Genomic DNA, 21,291 nt, shown 5'->3' with positions numbered 1-21,291 from the left:
ACTACTGGTTGAGAACCCGACTACGCTTGATGATGGTTACCTCCTCGCTTGTGATAATGATCTTTGCGGTTGATAAATCCCGTACACGCAGTTAATCCACACTTTACAGAGTGCCTATATACTAGAGTGGAACAAACTATGAATGCTAAAGGATGGCTGACATAATGGGAATCCACAAGTACTTCCGGTCTCTGAATGAATTGGAAAGAATCATACGCTGTCCGGGAAAGTTCAAGTTCGAAGAGCATAGCGTGGCAGCCCACTCGTGGAAAGTAGTACAATATGCAAAGACATTGGCAGATATCGAAGAGAAAAATGGTGCAATTATAGATTGGAAGAAGCTTTATGAAATTACAAGTAGTCATGATTACGGTGAAATTTTTATTGGAGACATTAAGACTCCGGTTAAACACTCTTCCATTCAGCTGCGTTTGCTGATTCAGCAGGTTGAGGAAGGGATGGTCAATCATTTCATCGAAGAGCATATTCCGGAAGAGTTCAAAAGTATCTTTTACAATCAATTGCGTGAAGGAAAAGATGACTCTGTAGAAGGTCTGATTCTGGAAGTCGCCGACAAAATGGACCAGGTCTACGAGGCATTTGCCGAGCTGCAAAGAGGAAACACCGAAAAAGAATTTGTTGTCATGTACCGTAATGCCCTAATAAAAATAAAGAATATCGATTTAAAATGTGTGGAGTATTTCCTGGAGCAGGTTTTGCCGGATATGGTGAATGAAGAAACGATATCTTCGATTGATATTAAACGCATTACTGAGGAAGCTCTTGCTCTATAGGGAATTTGCTAATCCTATACTGGGCATGCTGTTTATTCCTCAACTCACCCCAAAAAAAGACGATCTTCAATTCGTTGCTGAATTGAAAGTCGTCTTTTTGAATTTCTATTATGAATAATGTTACTTGTCTTGTAAAAGTTACTTGTTATCTAATTGCATGGCTGGACCGAAGAACTCATAGTGAATTTGCCCTTCAGTCATTCCCAGGGTTCGCAATTCGCGAATCATAGCTTCCATAAAAGAAACGGGTCCGCATACATAGGCATCTCCGGTGGTATCGACATAGGTTTCCAGCACCTCACGTGTGATGATGCCATTCGCTTCACTCGAATAGAACATTTTGTATTTCGCGTTGTTCATATTCGCAGCATGCTTTTCAACATCATCACGAAAAGCGGCGAGTGCTTCATTCCGCGCAGCATGTAGGAAAACAGTTGGCCGGTCCGGCGTTCTGGTCGCTACTGTTTCGAGCATGCTCATCATGGGTGTGATGCCGACACCAGCTGAGATAAAAGCTAATGGTGTAGTTTGTGTTACATCAAGCAAAAATTCACCGGCAGGGGCGCTCACTTCGACAGTGTCTCCCTCATGGATCTGCTTATGAAGAAACACAGAGACGACGCCATTCGGATCATTGTCGGCTTCGCGTTTCACAGAGATCCGGAATTCGTCCGGTCTTGTTGCCTGTGACAGGCTGTACTGGCGAATCATAGTATATTCCTCGCCTGGAATTAAAACGCGGAGGGAGATGTACTGACCTGGTTTGAATTCCGGTACGTTGGAGCCGTCTGCCGGTTTCAAGTAGAATGAGGTAATAATGTCGCTTTCCTGTTTCTTTAAAACGACTGTAAACGGTTTGAAGAAGTTCCAGCCATTTTCTTGTTCCCGCGCTTCTTTGTACATATTTGCTTCTACACCGATAAAGGCTTCCGCAATAACGCCGTAGGCTTCTTCCCATGCAGTAAGAATTTCAGCTGTTGCAGCATCGCCTAATACTTCCTTGATCGCTTTCAGTAAAAATTCGCCGACGATCGGGTAATGCTCCGGCTTGATCCCCAGGCTGACATGTTTATTGGCGATCTGGACAACTGAAGGTAAAATGTTTTCTAGGTTATCGATATGGACAGCCGCTGCGTATATTGCATTCGCGAGTGCGGCCTGCTGGCGGCCCTGTGCCTGGTTGGCGTGATTAAATATGTTAAGGAGTTCAGGATGAGCGTTGAACAAATTCTGGTAGAACACTTTTGTAATAGTTGTGCCATGCTCCGCTAAGACTGGTGCGGTTGATTTGACGATATCTCGTGTTTCTTGGGATAATATATAAACCACTCCTTTCATTACTATGAATTTAATATATACTTATCTCCACCTAAAAGATATATTTAAAATACCACTTTAACGAAATAGACAAATAATATATTCTTTTATGTAATATAGATCACATACTAAAGCCATAGGTGGAGAGAAAAAATGAGACTTACTATGTACACCGACTTTTCCTTGCGAATTCTACTTTACCTCGGGGCAAAAGAGCGAAGTGAACTGTCAACTATACAGGATATATCGGAGGCGTATCATATCTCCAAAAATCATTTGATGAAAGTTTCCCATGAACTCGGCAAAGCGGGGTTCATCGAAACAGTTAGGGGACGGGGAGGGGGCATCCGGCTGGCTCATGCACCTGAAGAGATTAATATCGGGGAGGTCATACGCCGGATGGAAGATGACTTTCACCTCGTCGAATGTTTCAACTCTGCCACTAACAGCTGCCCGATCTCCCCAGTCTGCGGGCTAAAAGGGGTTCTTGGCAGAGCACTGCATGCGTATTTAAATGTACTTAGCGAATATACACTTCAAGATTTACTCTTGAATAAAAATGAGTTGCAGGCGATTCTACAGCCACAGCGTATCGACAACTAAAATATCAATGTGTGCTGCTCCAATATTCGGGCTGTATTCAGCATGGGCACCTCACGGGAATTGAAAAGAGTATTAAGATAGTGATTTTATCAATTCCCCTCGTAGGATTGCTGAATCTCAGCATCTGGCTTACACTGATGATAGATAAATTTATTTTAGGAGGATAAGAAACATGAACTATCGTCAATTGGGCAATACCGAGTTAAAGGTAAGTGAGGTCAGCTTCGGCACGTGGGCTATTGGTGGTGATTGGGGTACCAATCGGGATGAGGACGGAATAAAAGGGCTTGCTCTTGCTATGGAGCAGGGCGTCAATTTCTTTGATACCGCGGATGTATACGGCTCCGGTCATGCTGAGGAACTGCTTGCCAAGGCTACTAAAGGTAAAGCGGACAGTATACATATTGCCACTAAATTCTGCCGCTTCGGCGACATTCATGATCCAGAGAACTATACAGAGCAAAAGGTAAGGGAATATTGCGAACAAAGTTTGAAACGCTTACAAAGAGAACGGATTGATCTGTATCAAATTCACTGCCCACCCATTGAGATTATGCGGGATGGAAGTATTTTCGCTGTGCTGGATAAGTTAAAGCAAGAGGGCAAGATCCGCCATTATGGCGTAAGTGTGGAGACGATAGAAGAAGGCCTGTTATGCATGAAGTCTCCAGGTGTGAAGGCGCTCCAAGTGATTTTCAACCTTTTCCGTCAACAACCAGCGGAGTTACTGTTGCCGCAGGCACAGGCCAACGGGGTGGGCATACTCGTTCGTCTACCTCTAGCCAGCGGATTGTTAACAGGTAAGTTTAAGGAAAACAGCACGTTCCAAGCGAATGATCATCGGAATTTTAACGCAAATGGTGAACAATTTAATGTGGGAGAGACCTTTGCCGGACTTCCATTCGTCAAAGGTGTAGAATTGGCTCGCGAACTGGAGTGGATTGCGGATGGACGCGGCAATATGGCGAGAGCCTCAATGCGCTGGATTCTTGATCACCCTGCAGTTACTTGTGTAATTCCTGGATTTAAGAATGAAGCGCAAGTAGAGGATAACCTCTCAACACTGAATGTTCCTTCTTTTGCACCGGAAGAAATGGACCGTTTGAGTAGCTTCTACCAGAATCAGGTTGCTCCGTTTATCCGCGGCGGAGTATAAGTACAAAAAGATTGATCATCCGCAATAGATGATCAATCTTTTTTTGCCTATTTGTCCTAATGTGAAGTATGGGAGTAATGTGTGGTGCCGCCTTTAATATGAACTGGCTTGTCTTCAATGGAAACCCATACGTCTATTGCCGAGTTGTTGCGAATCATGGTGTGGTCAGCACTAATCTTCAAAGAATGCAGCGCGGTGACGTAATCATAGATCTCGATATTAGTCGCATACCAAATATTCGAGTGCCCCCCGGCCTTTTGACAAAAAGCTTCGATCAGTTCCCAGTTGCTCTGTCGCTCGAACTCAAAGCTGTGGCCCCAAATATAGCAGAGGTTCAGTTTCTGTGAGGGTCCTTGCAGCGTAAAGCGTTCCCAGATAGTATGAATATCCTCATTGTGATGGCAGGTGGGATGCCATTCCATAAAATTGAGCGGAAGGTCAAAATGATAAGTTGAGGAGACGGTCCGGCTATACTCGATCCCTGCGGATTGAAGTGGAGCGATAATTGCTGGCGAATAGGTTCCGAATGGATAGGACATCCCGCGGATTGGATAATCAACTAAAGGCTCCAGACGTTTACGGTCTTCAAGCAGTTCATCGACAACCATTGGCAATGGCAGTCTTTCTAAATGTGGATGGGTAACGGAGTGCGCTGACACCTCATGATTTTTGAAAATACGTTGTACGTCTTTCACGGTTAAGAATCCCGGGGCATTCAGCATTGAACTGTTCAGATGGAAGGTAGCTTTAATTCCATACTTATCAAAAATACCCGCTAGTCGAATATCATAGTGTTGTCCGTCATCATAGCTCATCGTGAGTGCTTTGGACATTCCGCCTGGAAAAAGGTTAAATTGCAGTTTCATAGTTTCACACCTCATGGATAGAGTTATACTTACTAGTTTTGCTCATAAATGTACTATATAGCGCTAAACCTGAAATACCAACCCTTTTTTAAACGACGAACAATATTTCACTGAGTTTAAGAATAACTATAATGGATCTTTAATATCACTGACAATAAAAAGAGGAAATGCTAACTTCTCAAGAAGGTTGGAGGTGCTAAGAGTGAGTGAAGGGGTTAAAGAGACAGTAACCTACTCTTTATACGGAAATGGCACTGAAACAGATAGCTATTACGTGGATGTTGCTTCGTTTACCGATGAATACATGGAAAGAATACGCAAAGAACAGTCGATAGAAGAATTCAACCATTACCTTGCTGAAAAAGAACTGGAACCGATGGATTCCGCTGTATATGGCCTGGAATTCCTTATGATTGGCGTATTGTGGAAAGTGTATGGGCGTAGAGCAGCTGCAGGAAGTATGTATGTAGGTAAGCTGCTTTCATCCGTTTATAGTCTAAGAAGCAGAAGTACAATTGCAAGAAGTGCGATAGACCGGCTGAAGGGAATTGCGGGTACAACGATTTTGGCAAGAAACAGACAGCATGAATGCACAATTGATTTGAAGCAATTCGGAAGGCTGCTGGGTTGGCTGCAGGCAAGCGGAGAATTTGAACAAGAGAGCAAACGCTTGGCAATCTGGTTCGGTTATTTGACAGCAAACACGCCACGCGAAAGTCAAAATAAGCTGCTAAGAGCTGTGCGACATGCCAACTGGTTTGAACAGAGAAGTGAGGAACGGTTAGGCTGTTATACGTTGAGAGTAGATGCTTATATTGAGAATAACCTTGAACGGCTAACATGGAAGGAAAACCGCATCTTCTGCAGCCGTAAAAGGGTGGAATATCATTTGAATATGGTGGGTGCGGAGATCATGAATCGGGCGTTTCACGACAGTTTTGCCGCAACCAAAGAAAAAAGAGTGTTCCTTCCCGTCTGCATGCGAAATAAGTCAGGTGAAGTCTGTAAAGCAGTAAAAGAAGGGGAGGGATACCTCTGCAAAAGCTGCTCCAAGGACTGCCAGGTTAATATGATCACCGCTATGGCCAAAGAATATGACTGTAAGGTGTTAATTATCCCCCATGCCTCCACGGCATTCGGTCATCAGCGTGTCCGAGAGGGGGAGGTTGGAATTGTTGGCATAGCTTGCGTACTGAATCTCATCTCAGGAGGATATAAAGCCAGAGAAATGGGATATCAGCCCCAATGTGTGCTGCTCCATAATTCGGGCTGTATCCAGCATTGGCACCCTACAGGAATCAAAACGAGTATTGATCTGGATCGATTAAAAGACATTTTGAATATGCTCCCTTTACAGGTTGATAAACAGATATAGTTCCTTTCTCCTGTTATTAGTTCTTATATCCTGTTTTTCCCAAAATAAACCTCTCAACTACCAACATTATCCTCCTGCCAGCCGATAAACTGTTTTGGAGCAGTTGAATTCATCGAAATCAACTGCTCACTACTGGATACAGGAGAGAACTCATGAAGAACTCGTTTACACACAAGCGAAAGCCCCACTTTTTGTGGGCACATATTTTAATTACATTGCTTTTGTTGATCGGCAGTGTCCCAGCTGTACCTGCCACAGCTGTTCACGCAGAGGCTACGGATTATCTGCTGTCGTTGAACAGGCCCGTGTATGCTTCTTCTTCACTTGGCGGGGGCACCCCGGATTTGGCCGTAGATGGAAATAATTCTACGCGGTGGGAAAGTGTCTGGCAGAAGGACCCGCAATGGATTTATGTGGACCTTGGAGCCAGTGCTTCGATATCCAGAGTTTCAGTTCAATGGGAAGGTGCATATTCCACAGCTTTTGAATTTCAGACTTCCGAAGATGAAATCAACTGGAGTCCTATCTATTCCACTGTAGAAGGCAAGGGTGGACTAACCGATGAGGCTGTTTCGGCAAAGGGGCGCTATGTCCGTGTATACAGCTCGAAACGTGCACAGCAGAACTACGGCATCTCCATTTGGGAGTTCAATGTTTATGGAACCGGCGGCATCAACTTGCCTCCAAAACCGGATGCTGCCAATATTGCTAAGAATAAGCCAGTAGTTGCTTCTTCTTTGGAGATTGATGAGCCTAGCCGATCGGCTGAGGATAAAGCCAAGATGAAGGAAAAGGATTATTTGGCTATCAACGCCGCAGACGGGGATTCGAATACCCGCTGGGCGTCTATTTTCAAAGAGAATGAGTGGATTTACGTCGATTTGGGCAAGAAAAGTGAAATCGGCAGCGTCGTATTTAATTGGGAAGCAGCTTATGGTCGCGCCTACGATATTCAGGTATCTGATGACGCACAAAGCTGGACAACGATTTACCGTCAATTAAATGGATCTGGCGGTAAGGAGACGATCCCCCTTTATGCCAAAGCGCGTTATGTGAAAATGGTGGGTATCGGGCGCGCAGGTACTAATGGTTATTCCCTGTTTGACTTTGAGGTGCATACATACCGTGACGGAGATCCAAAATCTACTTACGAGATTCCGGACATTCCTGTTGCCTCCAAGGTTCAGGTCGGAGCAGGCAGTTATGAGATTAATGATATCACCCAGCTTGAACCCAAAAATCCTAAATACCGGACATCAGACATTGATGCGCCGATTCCATCCAACGACTGGTGGCAATCGATCCTAATCTCCAAACTTGGGGATGGTAATAGTCTGATTACACTGCCGTTTAAAAACCGCTACACCAAACAGGGGCTGGCTATACTGAATCCCGGTGCCGGTTATGCTTCCGCTGATGGAGGTTCGATGGATGCTGATGGCGATCCAGATCTGTATTTGTCGACAAACACCATTAACCCGGCGGATATGGAAACGAAAATTTCCGGTTATGGCGATTATTCGGCCAGTGTCATCTTAAGTGATGACGATACGGCAAAGATGAGTACTACTTTTGTCAAAGGTTCCCCGTTTCTCTACAATACGTTCGAGAATCCCGATGCAATAATTATTCAATCACCGGTAATGACTCGTCTGTTTGACGACAATAACAATCCTGTCTTGGTAAATGACGGTGATGTTGTGACAGCAGATCACATCGGAATCGAAGTGACCAATAAGGACAAAGCGCCTACTCCGCAGACATTCGTCCGCAGCTACGGTATATTTGCTCCTCCGGGAACTGTATTTATGAAGCTTGGCAATACGATTAAAATCAAGCTCAGTGGGGATGGCGATTATTTATCGCTTGCTACGCTACCTTCTGCTCTTGAATTAAATGAATTTTATCAACATGCCTATGCTTTCGTATCCAATACAGAAGTTGCTTACCAATATGATCAAGCTTCTTCGATGGTATCCACAAGCTTTCATTCCGTTACGGAACTGAAACGGCCGGGATTCTCCAAGGATACGATCATGGCACTGCTGCCGCATCAATGGAAAATTTCATCCACACCTCTAACAGAGATGACGTATCCATCCATCCGTGGCGTTCTCAAGGTTGCTGAAGGCAATACTTTTACAACCTCTGACCGCTTCTACGGAATAATCCCCCAGTTCGTGGAACCCGATGATTCGACATATTCCCGAGCTCAATTGATCGCTTATTTGGATCAACTGGATGCGGATTTGACCGGGAATTTAATGATCGCCGATCCATATTGGCAAGGGAAGAAGCTGCATCCATTATCGCTGGCAGTGCTTATAAGCGATCAACTGGGTGACACCGAACGCAGAGACCGCTATCTTGCTGATTTGAAGACCATTTTGACCGATTGGTACACTTATTCACCGGATGAGCCGCTTCATTCGTATTATTTTCACTACTCGCAGGAATGGGGCTCAGTATTTCCTTATGCCAGCGGCTTTGGCGTAAATACCGGATTAACTGATCATCATTTTACATATGGGTACTACATCTTTGCTTCTGCTGTTCTTGCCACATATGATAAGGGATTCCTCAACGACTATGGCGATATGGTAGAAACACTGATTCGCGACTATGCTAATCCGTCCAAAACGGATAGCGAATTCCCATGGTTCCGTAATTTCGATCCTTATGAAGGCCATTCATGGGCTGGTGGCTACGCCGACAACCGCAGCGGTAATAACCAAGAGGCTGCAGGTGAAGCCTTGTTTAGCTGGGTTGGCGAATACATGTGGGGGCTGGTCACCGAGAATAACACCTATCGGGATGCTGGCATCTGGGGATTTACGACAGAAGAGAAGGCAGTAGAGCAATACTGGTTCAACTATGACCATGACAACTGGGTGGAAGGCTATGATCATGCCACGGTTGGGCAGGTGTACGGAAGTGCCTATCTGTTTGGTACGTTCTTCTCCGGAGATCCGCAGAGCATATATGGCATTCATTGGCTACCGCCTGCGGAATGGATGACCTATTATGGACGTGAGCCTGAAAAGGCTGCAAGTTTGTATACAGGCTTAATCAAGGATCTCGGCCAACCAGAAAATACATGGCAGCATATTATCTGGCCTTTTGAATCGATTAGTGATCCGCAAACGGTACTGGATAAATGGGATACGACTAACATGCAGCAAAATGAAGCATTTAACGCCTATTGGTTCGTTCACAGCATGGCGACACTGGGCAGCCGGACGATGGATATTTGGGCAGACGACCCGGCGGTAACAGTCTATAAAAAAGCAGACAGCTATACTGCGCAAATCTGGAATCCTTCGGGAAGCTCCAAAACAATTCATTTTTACAATGCGACTGGTGTCTTAGGCTCTGCAACCGTGTATCCAAACGCATTGGTTTCTGTTGATCCGACAAAAGTTACGGTTGTGGATGCTCCAGATCCGTCAAATGGCGTTCAATACCTTGACCGCTCCGACTGGGTGATCACCACTTCCGCAGGTTCTGAACCGGTCAGCAATCTGGTGGACGGTAAGCTGGATACGCGCTGGTCATCAGGACGGGCGCAGAACGGGGCGGATTGGCTCCAAATTGATTTGGGTTCTGAACAAACCTTTGACACACTGTTTATGAATTCAGGTACCAGCTACGGTGATTATGCGAATAGCTACGAAGTGTTGGTATCTAGTGACGGTGTGAACTGGGGGGATGCTGTTGCAAACGGAAAAGGCACTTCTCCAAGTCTGGCAGTAGCGATGACTCCCCAAACGGCAAGATACATTAAAATTGCTCTAAAGGACTCTGCTGACAACTGGTGGTCCATCGCTGAACTGAAGATTGCCAAATTCGGCAAAAAATTGATCGAACATCCTGAAAGCTCGCTCGAAGATCGTTCAGGTTGGAAGATCACCGCTTCCTCCACGTATGCTTCTGACATTACAGCAAATATACTGGATGGCTCGGCAGCCACTCTTTGGTCAAGCGGTCGTGAGCAGACGAATGGCCAATGGCTTCAAATCGATCTGGGGTCCAAGCAGAGCTTTGATTCTATCGTTTTAGACCCTGGAAATTCCGCTGATGACTATCCTCGTGGATATAAGATTGTGGTTTCCGATGACGGGGAGCAGTGGAGAACTGCGGTAGCTTCCGGCAAGGGTGCGCCGGGTACGATGGCGTTATCCTTTAAGACACAAAACGCTCGTTATATTAAGCTCCTGCAAACGGGTGAAGCGAACAAATGGTGGTCGGTCGCCGAGCTTACCGTCCATAATTATGGCATTGGTAAACAAAAGCTTGTTGCATCAAATGGCTGGCTGTTGACTTCATCCACAACGAGCGGTGAAAGTACTGCCGCTATGTTGGACGGTGACAAAAATACACGCTGGTCTTCAGGCCATGAGCAGACCAATGGCCAATGGATTCAACTTGATATGGGAAGTGAACAAGCGGTTGATCAAATCGTCATGGACAGCGGGAGCAATCGCGATGATTATGCCCATGGATATGAGGTTTACGTCTCAAAGGACGGGAAAAACTGGGGAAGTACTGTCGCTTCGGGTGAAGGCAAGAATTCCTTCGTAACTGCAGCGTTCCCGCTGCAGACCGTCCGCTATCTTAAGGTAGTACAAACGGCAGCAGATTCTCACTGGTGGTCCATTTCCGAACTCAAGGTATTTACTAAGGATGACGATCTGCCTGAGGAAGTGCTTGACGAGCCAATTGCGCTCGATCGCTCCCCATGGACAGTAACGGCATCCACGTATGCCAGTGATGCCCCAGCAGCTAACATGCTGGATGCCGATAAGGGCAGCCGCTGGACTACCGGAGCCCCACAAACGGCAGGCCAATGGATTCAGTTAGATCTGGGCAGTTTACAAAACTTCCGTGAACTGACTCTAAACTCTGGCAATAGTGAGAATGACTACGGCCGGGGTTACCAAGTTCTTGTGTCCAAAGACGGAGTCAACTGGAGCCTGGTAGCGGAGAATGAAGCAGCCTCGAAGTCTATCGTGGAAACCTTCCCGCTGCAGAGCGCTCGTTATGTAAAAATTATTCAAACGAAGGAAGCACCCGCGTGGTGGTGGTCTGTATCGGAGTTAAATCTTTACAAATAGCTAACTTGATAGTGTAACATTGAAACCCACCAGGTCCTGGTGGGTTTCTTTACTGATTGTAGCTTAATAACAACATTCAGTAATTAATTGCGTCTGGATTGCGCTAAGTTCGTTGGGCTTAATCATCGCTGTGCAGCCTGTTGCAATGGCAATCTGAGTATCTTTGCGTTTGCAAGAGTTACTCGTCCGATGACCTCTTTTGTTGAAAGGTCGAATAGATCCTTTACTTCAATCCAGCAGTGGATGATATTGTTCATCCTAGACTTAAGTCTAGAATAAGATCCGTCTGTAGGTAGATGCTTTAACATAAATCCCCCTCTATACTTAAGTTAACTGGTAAGAGGAGGGTTTTCGTATATGAAGAAACAAAGTGCTCTACATAGCTGGTCGATGCTTTTGATGTCCCTGCCGAAGGGAATCTTAGCCTTTGTGATCGCGGTAGCCGGCATCTGTATCAGCTTGCCGTTAATCCTGTTATGGGTAGGACTGCCTTTACTGGCATTGACACTTAAGACATGTCAACGGATGATGACCAAAGAAGGGGAACAGGTGGGACGGTGGCTCACCAACAAAGAGCAGCAACCATCCTCCACAGATCATCTATCGGAACTGCGTTGGCAGGGATGGCGGTCATTAGTCACTGTCCTCAGTCAAGCACGGACATATCGGGCGGTTGTGTACAGTTTAGCGCAACTTCCTATAGGGATTGCGAGCTTTACCATTGCCATCGTTCTGCCAGTTACGGCGGTTGCCGTAATGCTGACCCCTCTAGCCTTCAAGATCAGTACAGAATGGTCACTTCCCTTTGATCTGAATTCCTACGACCCTGTACTGTCGTTTCTGTTTACAGACCTGGATGCATCCGAACGGGCCTGGGCAGTCGGCGGTATCGGGCTGGTTCTAGTCTTGCTGGTGCCGCTGTTCCTAAGAGCAATGGGTCGCCTTTATGCCGCATGGATTCAGGCAGTAGCACGTACACAAGATCATTCAACAACCCTTTGAAAAAAAACGCCCCCAAATGATTAACACTACATAACCGTTCTCCTACCACGTGTTTACTGGAACCCGCATAAATTGCGGGTTTTCTTTTTTTTTACAACACTAATTCTTGTATTTCACTATCTTGCTCTTACATTCCAAAATGCGTACAAATGCCCCTTGGCAGGGGTATACTGTCGTCAATGGAGGTAATTGTGATGACCAATGGAGAACAGAAGTTGAGCGAGGAACAATGGCAGGCTATACTGAATAACGATGTTTCATGCGATGGAGAATTTTTCTATGCGGTTAAGACGACTGGAATATTCTGCAGACCCTCCTGCAAGTCCAGACTGCCTAAGCAAGAACATGTTCGTATATTTGAGAATGCACAAGAAGCATTAAGCGCCCAGTATCGGCCTTGCAAACGATGTAAGCCAACCGGAGAAAGACTACCGGACAAGGAATGGGTCTCCGTCATAACGGAGTATATTGAGCACAACTTTACAGAGCCTCTAACGCTTGAGATCCTAGCCGAAACCTGCCACGGCAGTCCGTATCATTTACACCGCACCTTTAAGAATATTATGGAAAAGACTCCCCTGGACTATATACAGCAAAAGAGAATCGAGAAGGCTTCCGAGTATCTGGTCCATACAAATATGGCTGTGACTGATATTGCGCGGAAGGTTGGAATTCCGAATACCCCCTATTTTACAACTCTGTTCAAAAAAAGAACGGGCTGTACGCCTACTCAGTATCGTCAGCAGCACCAGCAGGAAGCGAGTAACGCGATACAATAAAAATTGGAGGTAGCTAATCATGAATACTAAAATAAACTCACAGTTATATTGGACTTTGTTGGCATATCAGGACTGGAACTTATATATGGCCGCGACAGACCATGGGTTGAGCTACATTGGCTCCCAGAACAAACCTTTTTCAGAAATGGAAGCATGGCTCAACCCCCGTTTCCCGGGCAGCCCATTGACTCAGGATGATGCCAAGCTCCAGCCGTATGTGGGAGAGTTGATCGAATATTTGGAAGGAGAGCGGAGGAACTTTACACTTCCGGCTGATTTCCGTGGAACGCCGTTCCAGCTAATGGTATGGAAAGCGCTCGGTGAAATACCTTATGGAGAGACCTGGTCCTATTCGGACATTGCCCTGCATATTGAGAAACCAACTTCTGTCCGTGCTGTGGGAACGGCGATTGGGGCAAATCCGCTCCTGATTACAGTTCCCTGCCACCGCGTTATTGGCAAGAATGGCAACCTTACTGGCTATCGAGGGGGTCTGGACATGAAGTCCCGACTGCTGAATTTGGAACAAGGGACGGCATATATCAGACCAAACGAAGTAGTGTAAGGCTGCCGAAATCAATGACAAGGAGTAGTATAGTAGTGGGGAAATCGATCAGAACACAGATATTTGAACAAATAGATGAGAACTATTAGACTTTTGCAGCATGAAACGCAAATCAACAGCGGAATCAAAGAAATGAAATGAGGTGATGAAACTGATCATTAGTGCGAGCAGACGAACAGATATTCCTGGTTTTTATTCAGATTGGTTCATGAATCGGCTCCAGGAAGGGTATGTTCTAGTGAAAAATCCGAGAAATCCAAACCGCACCAGTCGGATCAATTTAAACCCTGAAGTAATAGACTGCCTCGTGTTCTGGACGAAAAATCCAAAACCGATGCTTAAAAAGCTGGATATCATAGAAAAAATGGGCTACCCATTTTACTTTCAATATACGCTAACACCCTATGATACAAAGGTTGAGAAAGGTTTGCCTCCTAAAGCTGAGCTTATGGAAACCTTCAAAAGACTTAGTGACCAGATCGGTCCCGAGCGAATAGTTTGGCGTTATGATCCTGTGATAATTAATACGGAGTTCAGTGTGGAGTATCATCTGGATGCCTTTGGGAAGATGGCTGATGAGCTTGGAAAGTATACCCACAGGTGTATTTTCAGCTATATTGACCTTTATCCAAAGGTTCAGAAGAGGGTGAAGGGCATAGTGGAGGATGAGGTAAATGAGTTGAATATGAACCGCATCGCCGAAGGCTTTTCCACAATCGCAAGTGAATATCAGCTAAGCTTATCTACCTGTTCGGAGACGATTGATCTTAGCTCATTCGGAATTTCTCATGCTGCTTGTATTGATCAAAGTATGGTGGAGGAGATAATCGGCTGCCCCATTCGTGCTAAAAAAGACCCAAATCAACGTATGGCCTGCGGATGTGTAGAAAGTGTTGATATAGGCAGCTATGACAGCTGCTCCTACGGCTGTATGTATTGCTACGCCACGACAAGCCAAGATACCGTGTTGAAAAATATGCGGCAACACAATAAAAAATCACCCATTTTGATTGGGGAGCCGAACCCTGACCATTTGGTTACCGACAGGACGGCAAAGTCGCAGAAAATAACGCAGTTGACCTTGTTCTAGTTAGATTTTATTGCTGGAAAATAGTAATACCCGCAGGCAGCACACCAGGGAGGTGAGCGTTTATGCCTGCGGGTAACTTATATATCTCTTTTGTGAACCACGCCTAGCGTGGTTTTTTTAATTATAGGAGTAAAAATCAGCCACCGTCATACCGATCGGAGTCAGTGGACGCCTCCCACAAACACGGCCTCCGGCTGCACCTGTCATACAGATTCTGCAGCCGCATCAGACTCTCGCTATCTTTGGAACTAGCAGGTGCCCTTTTGCTCAACAACGTTTGTTTCATTTCGGCTCTTCGCCATAAATCAAAACACCCTTGTGGTAAATCGTAATCCGATTGTTGGCGGTATAGCTCGTCAAAGTGGGAGCGAAGGAATAGTCATTGGCCTGATTATAGTTAGACCAGTCATTTTTATAAATGCGGAATTGGATATCACCGCTATTGCCTGAAGCCGAAAGTGTACCCGCACCCGTTCCAAAAGAAAACTCAGCGTAAGTATCTGCTCCGGTAATCAGCGTGCCTAGCGGAACGATAGATGTGTTGAGATTGCTTTTTCCCATAGCGGCGTAGTCGATTTCTACAGTCTGGCCCGTGCCTCCATCGCTCGTATACCAGTAGCGGACGGACAGCTCGCTTAGCGGAATCGAGATCGTTGAACTGCTACTAAGCTGCAGGTTGGCTCTTATTGAATTGACAGTGGTTCCGGTCTCACCGATGCGGTAGAGTGGGGTGACATGAACCACATCCGTTTGCGGTTCTCCGCCGGGAATGCCGCCGACTGGATTAAATACAACCGGCTTCATGATACGGTCTAACATCAGTTGCTTGGGAGCATTCCAGGTAACCCAGTCATCAAGCAGCAGCCCGCCGGTATCACCGCTGTTCGGATTCAGCGACCAGTAGGTCCAGTACAGATGGTTTGTGTTGATATAATCAACAAGCTTATTTTGCCACTGACCTTCCACCGAAGCGGTATCTACACTGCGGCCACCAAATTCGCCGGCAATCAGCGGCGCGATGCCTTCCTTGCTGATATATCCCCAAGTTGCATCCCACAGTGCCGGCATATTGGCAGGGAAATTAGGATCGCTGAACCAGGTCTGTGAAGAGACGCCTGGACCGTAGTCATGCGGGGAGTATACGACTTGATTGGGCACATTCAGCACGACGGGATAGTTCCGTACTCCGGTCAGATTTCCGCCCCACCAATAGCTGCTGGTATTGCCTTGCACGTTCTTCTCGATGCCCTCGACTATAATCAGCCAGTGTGGATTGACGGCCTGAATCGCGTTGCCCGCCCGCTGGGCGGCGAGACGCCAATCGGTCGCGGTATCCCCGGTGCCCCAGCTGACATCGCCGTGCGGTTCATTGTGCAGATCCGCCCCTATGACTGTTGGATTGTTAAGATACCGCCCTGCCAGCATGACCCAATCGCTGATCCACCGCGTTTCCGGATAGGCAGGGGTATACCACAATGCCGATTGTCCGCCGGAGTCTGGACGGTGACGGTCCAAGAAGATCCGTATACCGCGGTTGCCGGCTTTTTCTATCAATTTATCCATAATCTCAATGGGCTTCAATCCTACCAGATCGGGATTCTTGGCATAGTCAATACTATTAGCTTGTGAACTGGCATCGAACATCTGACTGCAGAAAGGTAGACGGATCAGATTATAACCTTTCGCTTTCACCTGATCCAGCATATCATCCATAGAGCGCGACCATAACCCATGCGGTGAATAATTCCCGGTCTCAAAACCAAACCAGTTCAGTCCGTTAAATACAGCCGTGTTTCCGGCTGAATCCACGATTTTGTTGCCTACGGTGTGATAGTACCCCTCGCCACCTTCAGCCTTAACGCTGCTTCCCGAGTAGGCGTATCCACCTACAAGCAGCACACATACTAAAAGAACCTTGCCAAGCTTTTTCAGGCTAAACGACATTCGTTCTCCTCCTTATTGTCTTGTTGATAAGATCAGACTGTATATCATACGGGAGGAACGAAAGCGTATTCAGCTTATTTTATATAAACTATGGCATATATGTTACGATATGGATTTGCGATAGGGAACGCTTGCTGATACTACAGAAGCCATTCTGGGAGTTGGGGGAGGAGGAGGACATATTCGGACTAAATAATGGATGAAGCGATTGGCGGTCATTTATCAAATTAGAACGTACTTAGTACGGATTCATGGCGGGCGTTCAGAACATGAACAACTATCATAGCCGACTGAAACACAACGTGAAATAAGAAAAATATGTGGGTCGCCTCGTGCCTATTTACTGTGTCCGACACTAAACTAAACTATCTGCTTATTCATGTTAAGCTCCCTTAATATGATTTAGTTTTCTCACTCAGGCTCATGAATTCGCAGGATTTCACCATATGTGCTTTTACAGTCATTTTCCTCATTTTGTAGGGTATCAGCACTTAGGGACAAGTTCTGAATACCCTATTTGTCTACAGTCTTCTTTTGGGTTTAGTTTCTGTTGGGGCGACTACGTGACAGGCACGATGCGAAGCGGGTAGCCAGCATTCGTATAAACATCTGCTTCGTCTTCATCAAGTCCACTCTCCGTAATAATCTCATCGAATGAGTCAAGACTGGCGAAGATCGCGAGTGAGTTATAACTGAACTTGGTCGAATCGACCAGTAGAATATTCTTATCAGCCGCGTTCATCGCGCTCTGTCTAGCACCCACTAGCACGGGCGACCAGGCCATAGCTCCCTTGGCATGAGAAATGGCTTCACAAGTAAGGAAGGCCACATCCACTGTCAAAGAAGCAAGCATCTTCTCCGTATAGATGCCGTCTAAGCTGTAAGCCCACTTGCTTAACCGGCCTCCCGTACAGTAGACGTCGAAACTGCCGAATCTCTCTTCGTTGGAGAGAAGCAGTGCCGTGTGCAAATCACGGGTAATGATTTTTAGACCTTTGAACTTCTCTAATTCTTCCACCATCCCCGCGACCGTTGTCCCTGCATCCAGAATAATGCTCATCCCATCCTCGATATGGTTCACGGCTTCCCTTGCAATGGCAAGTTTCTCAGCTTTGTTTTCGTTCGCCCGTTGATCGTAATCGGCGCCCATAAATCTTTTGACCTTAACCGCTCCACCGTGGGAACGCTGAATTCTGCCCTCAGAATGCAATTGGTCCAGATCACGGCGTATAGTCATCTGCGAGACTTTGAACACCTCTGCAAGTTCTATGATCGTTACTTGTTGCTTAAGCTCAAGCAACTTCATGATTTCATGTTGTCTTGTTCCCATGAGCATGTGATGATTCCTCCCCTAAATCAGTATAATCGCATTTTTACCAGTATTTTTAACAATTATATCTTTCAAATGTTCAGTTGTCAGTAAGAAATTGAGAAATTATGTTCGTTTGATGTGAATTAATGCTATGCAAGCTTTCGTTTGTGTGATATATATGATATACAAATGTTATTTTAAGTGACTCCGAATACTGAATGCAGCTTAAAATATCAGCATTCACCAGAATAGGAGAACAATTTCGTGCTACTATGTTATATTATGTAACATATTTAAAATTTGAAGTATGAGGTGAGTAGTTTGGGATTCAGATATAACGGAAATGCTTTTGATCGCCATTTTCTACCAAGACTGACGACTCAGGAAATCAAAACGATGCCGAAGGAGGATGTGCTGATCGTCCTTCCTGTAGGTGCCATTGAGCAGCATGGACCTCATATGCCTGTCTACACAGATACACTGCTGGGGGAGGCATTGCTCGCGGAAGCTTTCAAATACCTTCCCGAGGATGCCCCGATCTGGCTACTTCCTTCTATTAATTACGGTAAAAGTACCGAGCACGCTGAATCTCCAGGTACGTTCACATTGTCAGCCCAAACTTTAATGATGGTGCTTCAGGATATTAGCGCATCCGTCGCCAGCAGCGGATTTAAGAAGCTGCTGCTGTTTAATACGCATGGCGGCAACGCTGACTTACTTGGCATGATGGCGAGGGAGATTCGTATCGCAACTGGACTTGCCGTGTATCGTCTTGATCCGGGTTCGGTCCATTACAGTGATTCATTTACTGACGACGAAGAGAAGGCAAGCGGCATTCACGCGGGAGACGTGGAGACCTCTCTAGTCATGGCAGTCTGCCCGGAATGGGTTCATCCTGAATTGGCTCTACGGGAGATGCCGAGGTTTCCCCAGTCGACATCATTCTCCTTCCGTTCCAAATCTTTTGCTTGGGTGATGAAAGATATCTCTCTCAGCGGAATCGCTGGCGATGCAACCAAAGCGAGCCCTGAGCGGGGAGAGGCCATGCTGAACAAGGCGGGACCGCTTCTGGCAGAGGCTCTGCTGGAGATTGCAACATTTGACATGGAATCTTTGAAGGAATAAGGAGAGGAGATGCAACAACATATGGAATTGACTGCGGTTAGAAAAGAAAGGGTGCGCATGGGACAACTGTCCAAAGTGTATCCCGACGGAACCGTCGCTGTTAAAGACGTGAATCTCTCCATTAACGAAGGCGAGTTTCTCAGCTTTGTCGGCCCCTCTGGCTGCGGCAAGTCGACGATCTTCAAGATGATCACCGGCTTGTCTGGACCAACGGATGGAACACTTGAGGTCATGGGAACTACTCCCAAGCAGGCCCGCAAGCAGAGTGATACGGCCTTTGTCTTCCAGGACCATACGTTGTTGCCCTGGAGCTCTGTTATTGACAACGTATCCCTTCCGTTGGCGATACGTGGTTTATCGCGTAAGGAACGTCAATTGGAAGCAGAACGCGTACTTGAGTTAGTGGGACTGAAGGATTACATGAAATCCATGCCCAGACAGCTGTCCGGGGGGATGAAGATGCGGGCCTCGATTGCCAGAGCGCTTATATCCAAACCGAAGCTACTGCTGATGGACGAACCGTTTGGCGCACTGGACGAGATTACTAGGCAGACACTTCAGCTTGAGCTACTTGACCTCTGGAGCCAAGATCAGGAAATGACCGTATTGTTCGTCACGCATAATGTTTTTGAAGCTGTATTTTTGTCTACTCGAATTGCTGTCATGACACCTAGACCTGGAAAGATAGCCGCAGTAATTGACGTACCTGTCCCGTTTCCACGTAGCGAATCTTTCCGAACCACCCCAGAATTTGGGCAGATCGTCCGCTCCGTTTCAGATGCGCTGAAGCACTGAGTCACTGACTCATACAAGAAGAAACGGTTTCGTCGTCCTTTTATGGACGGTACCCGCTTCTTCGAGAAATATTTGAACAAATAGGGAGAGGAGGATCAGCTGATGACAGTTGGATGGATACAGGAATTGGTGGATTTAGTCGGAATGGAAAAGCTGCTCCTCGATTTCGACCAGCGTGAAAAACTCTCGAAGGATTATTATTGGTATTCCCCCGTCCTAGAGCCGCTACTCCGAGACAAGCGAGCTGATGCTATCGTCATTCCGGAGACAGAGGAACAGGTGCCCTTGGTACTCGGATTCGCATACCGTCACGGAATTCCCATCACAACGCGTGGATCGGGAACCGGGAATTATGGTCAGTCGGTACCTCTAGAAGGCGGTATTGTGCTAGATCTCAGCCGACTAAATACCGTACAGGAAGTGACGAACGAGTACGCCAGAGTTCAGGCAGGTGTTCGCCTTGGAGCACTGGAGAAACTTCTTCGTGAGCAAAACAAAGAGCTGCGGATTTATCCCAGTACATTCATGAAGGCATCGGTAGGCGGATTCGTCTGCGGTGGCTCCGGCGGCATCGGCTCCATTACCTGGGGGAACCTATGGGATGGTAACGTGCTGGAGGCCATCGTGTACACGATGGAGGAGACTCCCCGGAGACTTGTTATCAGTGGGTCAGATCTGGTTGCATACATTCATAATTATGGAACTAATGGCATCCTGACGGAGCTGAAGATTCCAATCTCAACGAAGGTGTCCTGGAAGCAGACGGTTGTGCAATTTGATGATTTTGAAGCAGCTTTCCAATTCTCTCATGCAGTTGCTATGGACGACTCCATCCGCAAGCGGTTGGTCACTCCCGTTGAATGGCCAATACCTTCATTCTTCAAACCGATCGTGAAGCACCTTGAGCCAGGGGCGAGCGCGTGCTTACTAGAGACCGAGGATGGCACCGAGCAGGCACTTGCAGCTCATGCCACTGCGGTAGGCGGACGAATCGGCTATGTCATCCCCTCTGATCTATACCACACCACCATTGGTCTATCTGATTTTACATGGAACCACACCACCCTATGGGCTCTAAAGACAGACCCAACGCTTACCTATCTCCAGGCGGGCTTCCATCCGGTTGATTTCCCTAAGCAAATCAGTCAAATCAAGGCTGAATTTGGTGATGAAGTTCTTTTGCACCTCGAATTCATGCGTTCGGCGGGCATAATTGTCCCAGCTGCGCTGCCTATCATTCGCTATACGACTAATGAACGGTTATACGAGATCATTACGTTCTTCCTTTCTATTGGCGTCGGAATTAACGATCCCCATACATGGAGACTCGAAATGGGCGGACGAGGACAAATGGACGCTATGCTTGCAGCCAAGCGAGCGAACGACCCGCATTCACTACTTAACCCTGGCAAACTGCAAATTCCCGCTGTACAGGAAACGATAAAGGAGTGATG

At 46.5% G+C, this 21,291-nt stretch carries 16 protein-coding genes; 12 read left to right on the top strand and 4 right to left on the bottom strand.

The genetic code is table 11. The features are described 5' to 3' along the window. Nucleotides 1-164 precede the first annotated feature (164 nt). Nucleotides 165-794, top strand: a complete 630-nt coding sequence (locus tag GJB61_RS18925; protein ID WP_154120579.1) for a YfbR-like 5'-deoxynucleotidase — start codon at nt 165-167, stop codon at nt 792-794. Nucleotides 795-932: 138 nt separating this feature from the next. Here GJB61_RS18925 and hmpA read toward each other — a convergent pair whose 3' ends face one another. Then, nucleotides 933-2,114: an NO-inducible flavohemoprotein gene (hmpA, locus tag GJB61_RS18920; protein WP_338115971.1), complete on the bottom strand. Its 1,182-nt coding sequence runs from the start codon at nt 2,112-2,114 to the stop codon at nt 933-935. 150 nt (nt 2,115-2,264) lie between these two features. Here hmpA and GJB61_RS18915 point away from each other — a divergent pair, with 150 nt between their 5' ends. Continuing rightward, nucleotides 2,265-2,714 (top strand): RrF2 family transcriptional regulator, encoded by a 450-nt coding sequence (locus GJB61_RS18915; RefSeq protein ID WP_154120577.1) that lies wholly within the window; start codon nt 2,265-2,267, stop codon nt 2,712-2,714. 172 nt (nt 2,715-2,886) lie between these two features. Next, a complete protein-coding gene (locus GJB61_RS18910; protein ID WP_154120576.1) occupies nt 2,887-3,870 on the top strand; it encodes an aldo/keto reductase in 984 nt (327 codons plus the stop codon). A 56-nt stretch (nt 3,871-3,926) separates the two neighbouring features. On the opposite strand, the gene GJB61_RS18905 is transcribed toward GJB61_RS18910, so the two are convergent. Continuing rightward, nucleotides 3,927-4,736 (bottom strand): polysaccharide deacetylase family protein, encoded by an 810-nt coding sequence (locus GJB61_RS18905; RefSeq protein ID WP_154120575.1) that lies wholly within the window; start codon nt 4,734-4,736, stop codon nt 3,927-3,929. Nucleotides 4,737-4,938: 202 nt separating this feature from the next. Between GJB61_RS18905 and GJB61_RS32230 the strand changes: the two genes are divergently transcribed. The 6 genes from GJB61_RS32230 (at nt 4,939) to GJB61_RS18875 (ending at nt 14,661) form a co-directional block, all read left to right on the top strand. Next, nucleotides 4,939-6,111: a DUF116 domain-containing protein gene (locus GJB61_RS32230; RefSeq protein WP_154120574.1), complete on the top strand. Its 1,173-nt coding sequence runs from the start codon at nt 4,939-4,941 to the stop codon at nt 6,109-6,111. 152 nt (nt 6,112-6,263) lie between these two features. After that, nucleotides 6,264-11,225 carry a discoidin domain-containing protein gene (locus tag GJB61_RS18895; protein WP_154120573.1) on the top strand — a complete coding sequence of 1,654 codons (4,962 nt, stop codon included), beginning with the start codon at nt 6,264-6,266 and terminating at the stop codon, nt 11,223-11,225. A gap of 357 nt (nt 11,226-11,582) precedes the next feature. Further along, nucleotides 11,583-12,227: a sensor domain-containing protein gene (locus GJB61_RS18890; RefSeq protein ID WP_154120572.1), complete on the top strand. Its 645-nt coding sequence runs from the start codon at nt 11,583-11,585 to the stop codon at nt 12,225-12,227. Between the two features lie 194 nt (nt 12,228-12,421). Further along, nucleotides 12,422-13,006, top strand: a complete 585-nt coding sequence (locus GJB61_RS18885; protein WP_154120571.1) for a bifunctional transcriptional activator/DNA repair enzyme AdaA — start codon at nt 12,422-12,424, stop codon at nt 13,004-13,006. 19 nt (nt 13,007-13,025) lie between these two features. Beyond that, a complete protein-coding gene (locus GJB61_RS18880) occupies nt 13,026-13,571 on the top strand; it encodes a methylated-DNA--[protein]-cysteine S-methyltransferase (protein WP_154120570.1) in 546 nt (181 codons plus the stop codon). A 145-nt stretch (nt 13,572-13,716) separates the two neighbouring features. Beyond that, entirely contained in the window at nt 13,717-14,661 is a 945-nt protein-coding gene (locus GJB61_RS18875; RefSeq protein ID WP_229522009.1) for a DUF1848 domain-containing protein, read from the top strand. Nucleotides 14,662-14,943: 282 nt separating this feature from the next. On the opposite strand, the gene GJB61_RS18870 is transcribed toward GJB61_RS18875, so the two are convergent. Continuing rightward, nucleotides 14,944-16,605, bottom strand: a complete 1,662-nt coding sequence (locus GJB61_RS18870; protein ID WP_154120569.1) for a cellulase family glycosylhydrolase — start codon at nt 16,603-16,605, stop codon at nt 14,944-14,946. A 559-nt stretch (nt 16,606-17,164) separates the two neighbouring features. Then, a complete protein-coding gene (locus GJB61_RS18865) occupies nt 17,165-17,941 on the bottom strand; it encodes a DeoR/GlpR family DNA-binding transcription regulator (RefSeq protein ID WP_154120568.1) in 777 nt (258 codons plus the stop codon). A gap of 288 nt (nt 17,942-18,229) precedes the next feature. Between GJB61_RS18865 and GJB61_RS18860 the strand changes: the two genes are divergently transcribed. The 3 genes from GJB61_RS18860 to GJB61_RS18850 all read left to right on the top strand — a co-directional run bounded on the left by GJB61_RS18860 (nt 18,230) and on the right by GJB61_RS18850 (nt 21,289). Further along, a complete protein-coding gene (locus GJB61_RS18860; RefSeq protein WP_338115942.1) occupies nt 18,230-19,042 on the top strand; it encodes a creatininase family protein in 813 nt (270 codons plus the stop codon). Between the two features lie 9 nt (nt 19,043-19,051). After that, complete coding sequence (locus tag GJB61_RS18855) at nt 19,052-19,837, top strand: ABC transporter ATP-binding protein (protein WP_154120566.1); 786 nt, start codon at nt 19,052-19,054, stop codon at nt 19,835-19,837. Between the two features lie 102 nt (nt 19,838-19,939). Beyond that, nucleotides 19,940-21,289, top strand: coding sequence for an FAD-binding oxidoreductase (locus GJB61_RS18850; protein WP_154120565.1), 1,350 nt, complete (start codon nt 19,940-19,942; stop codon nt 21,287-21,289). The last annotated feature ends 2 nt before the right edge of the window (nt 21,290-21,291 follow it).

The sequence above is a fragment of the Paenibacillus monticola genome (genome assembly GCF_009664975.1).
Lineage (GTDB): Bacteria > Bacillota > Bacilli > Paenibacillales > Paenibacillaceae > Paenibacillus_AQ > Paenibacillus_AQ monticola.
The sequence above is the reverse complement of the archived record's forward strand: the minus strand, read 5'-3'. Positions and strand labels throughout refer to the sequence as shown.

Coding starts and splice junctions, on each gene's coding strand:
- GJB61_RS18925 (WP_154120579.1), top strand. CDS start 165: ATGGGAATCCACAAGTACTTCCGGTCTCTGAATGAATTGGAAAGAATC.
- GJB61_RS18915 (WP_154120577.1), top strand. CDS start 2,265: ATGAGACTTACTATGTACACCGACTTTTCCTTGCGAATTCTACTTTAC.
- GJB61_RS18910 (WP_154120576.1), top strand. CDS start 2,887: ATGAACTATCGTCAATTGGGCAATACCGAGTTAAAGGTAAGTGAGGTC.
- GJB61_RS18905 (WP_154120575.1), bottom strand. CDS start 4,736: ATGAAACTGCAATTTAACCTTTTTCCAGGCGGAATGTCCAAAGCACTC.
- GJB61_RS18895 (WP_154120573.1), top strand. CDS start 6,264: ATGAAGAACTCGTTTACACACAAGCGAAAGCCCCACTTTTTGTGGGCA.
- GJB61_RS18890 (WP_154120572.1), top strand. CDS start 11,583: ATGAAGAAACAAAGTGCTCTACATAGCTGGTCGATGCTTTTGATGTCC.
- GJB61_RS18885 (WP_154120571.1), top strand. CDS start 12,422: ATGACCAATGGAGAACAGAAGTTGAGCGAGGAACAATGGCAGGCTATA.
- GJB61_RS18880 (WP_154120570.1), top strand. CDS start 13,026: ATGAATACTAAAATAAACTCACAGTTATATTGGACTTTGTTGGCATAT.
- GJB61_RS18875 (WP_229522009.1), top strand. CDS start 13,717: ATGAAACTGATCATTAGTGCGAGCAGACGAACAGATATTCCTGGTTTT.
- GJB61_RS18870 (WP_154120569.1), bottom strand. CDS start 16,605: ATGTCGTTTAGCCTGAAAAAGCTTGGCAAGGTTCTTTTAGTATGTGTG.
- GJB61_RS18865 (WP_154120568.1), bottom strand. CDS start 17,941: ATGCTCATGGGAACAAGACAACATGAAATCATGAAGTTGCTTGAGCTT.
- GJB61_RS18855 (WP_154120566.1), top strand. CDS start 19,052: ATGCAACAACATATGGAATTGACTGCGGTTAGAAAAGAAAGGGTGCGC.
- GJB61_RS18850 (WP_154120565.1), top strand. CDS start 19,940: ATGACAGTTGGATGGATACAGGAATTGGTGGATTTAGTCGGAATGGAA.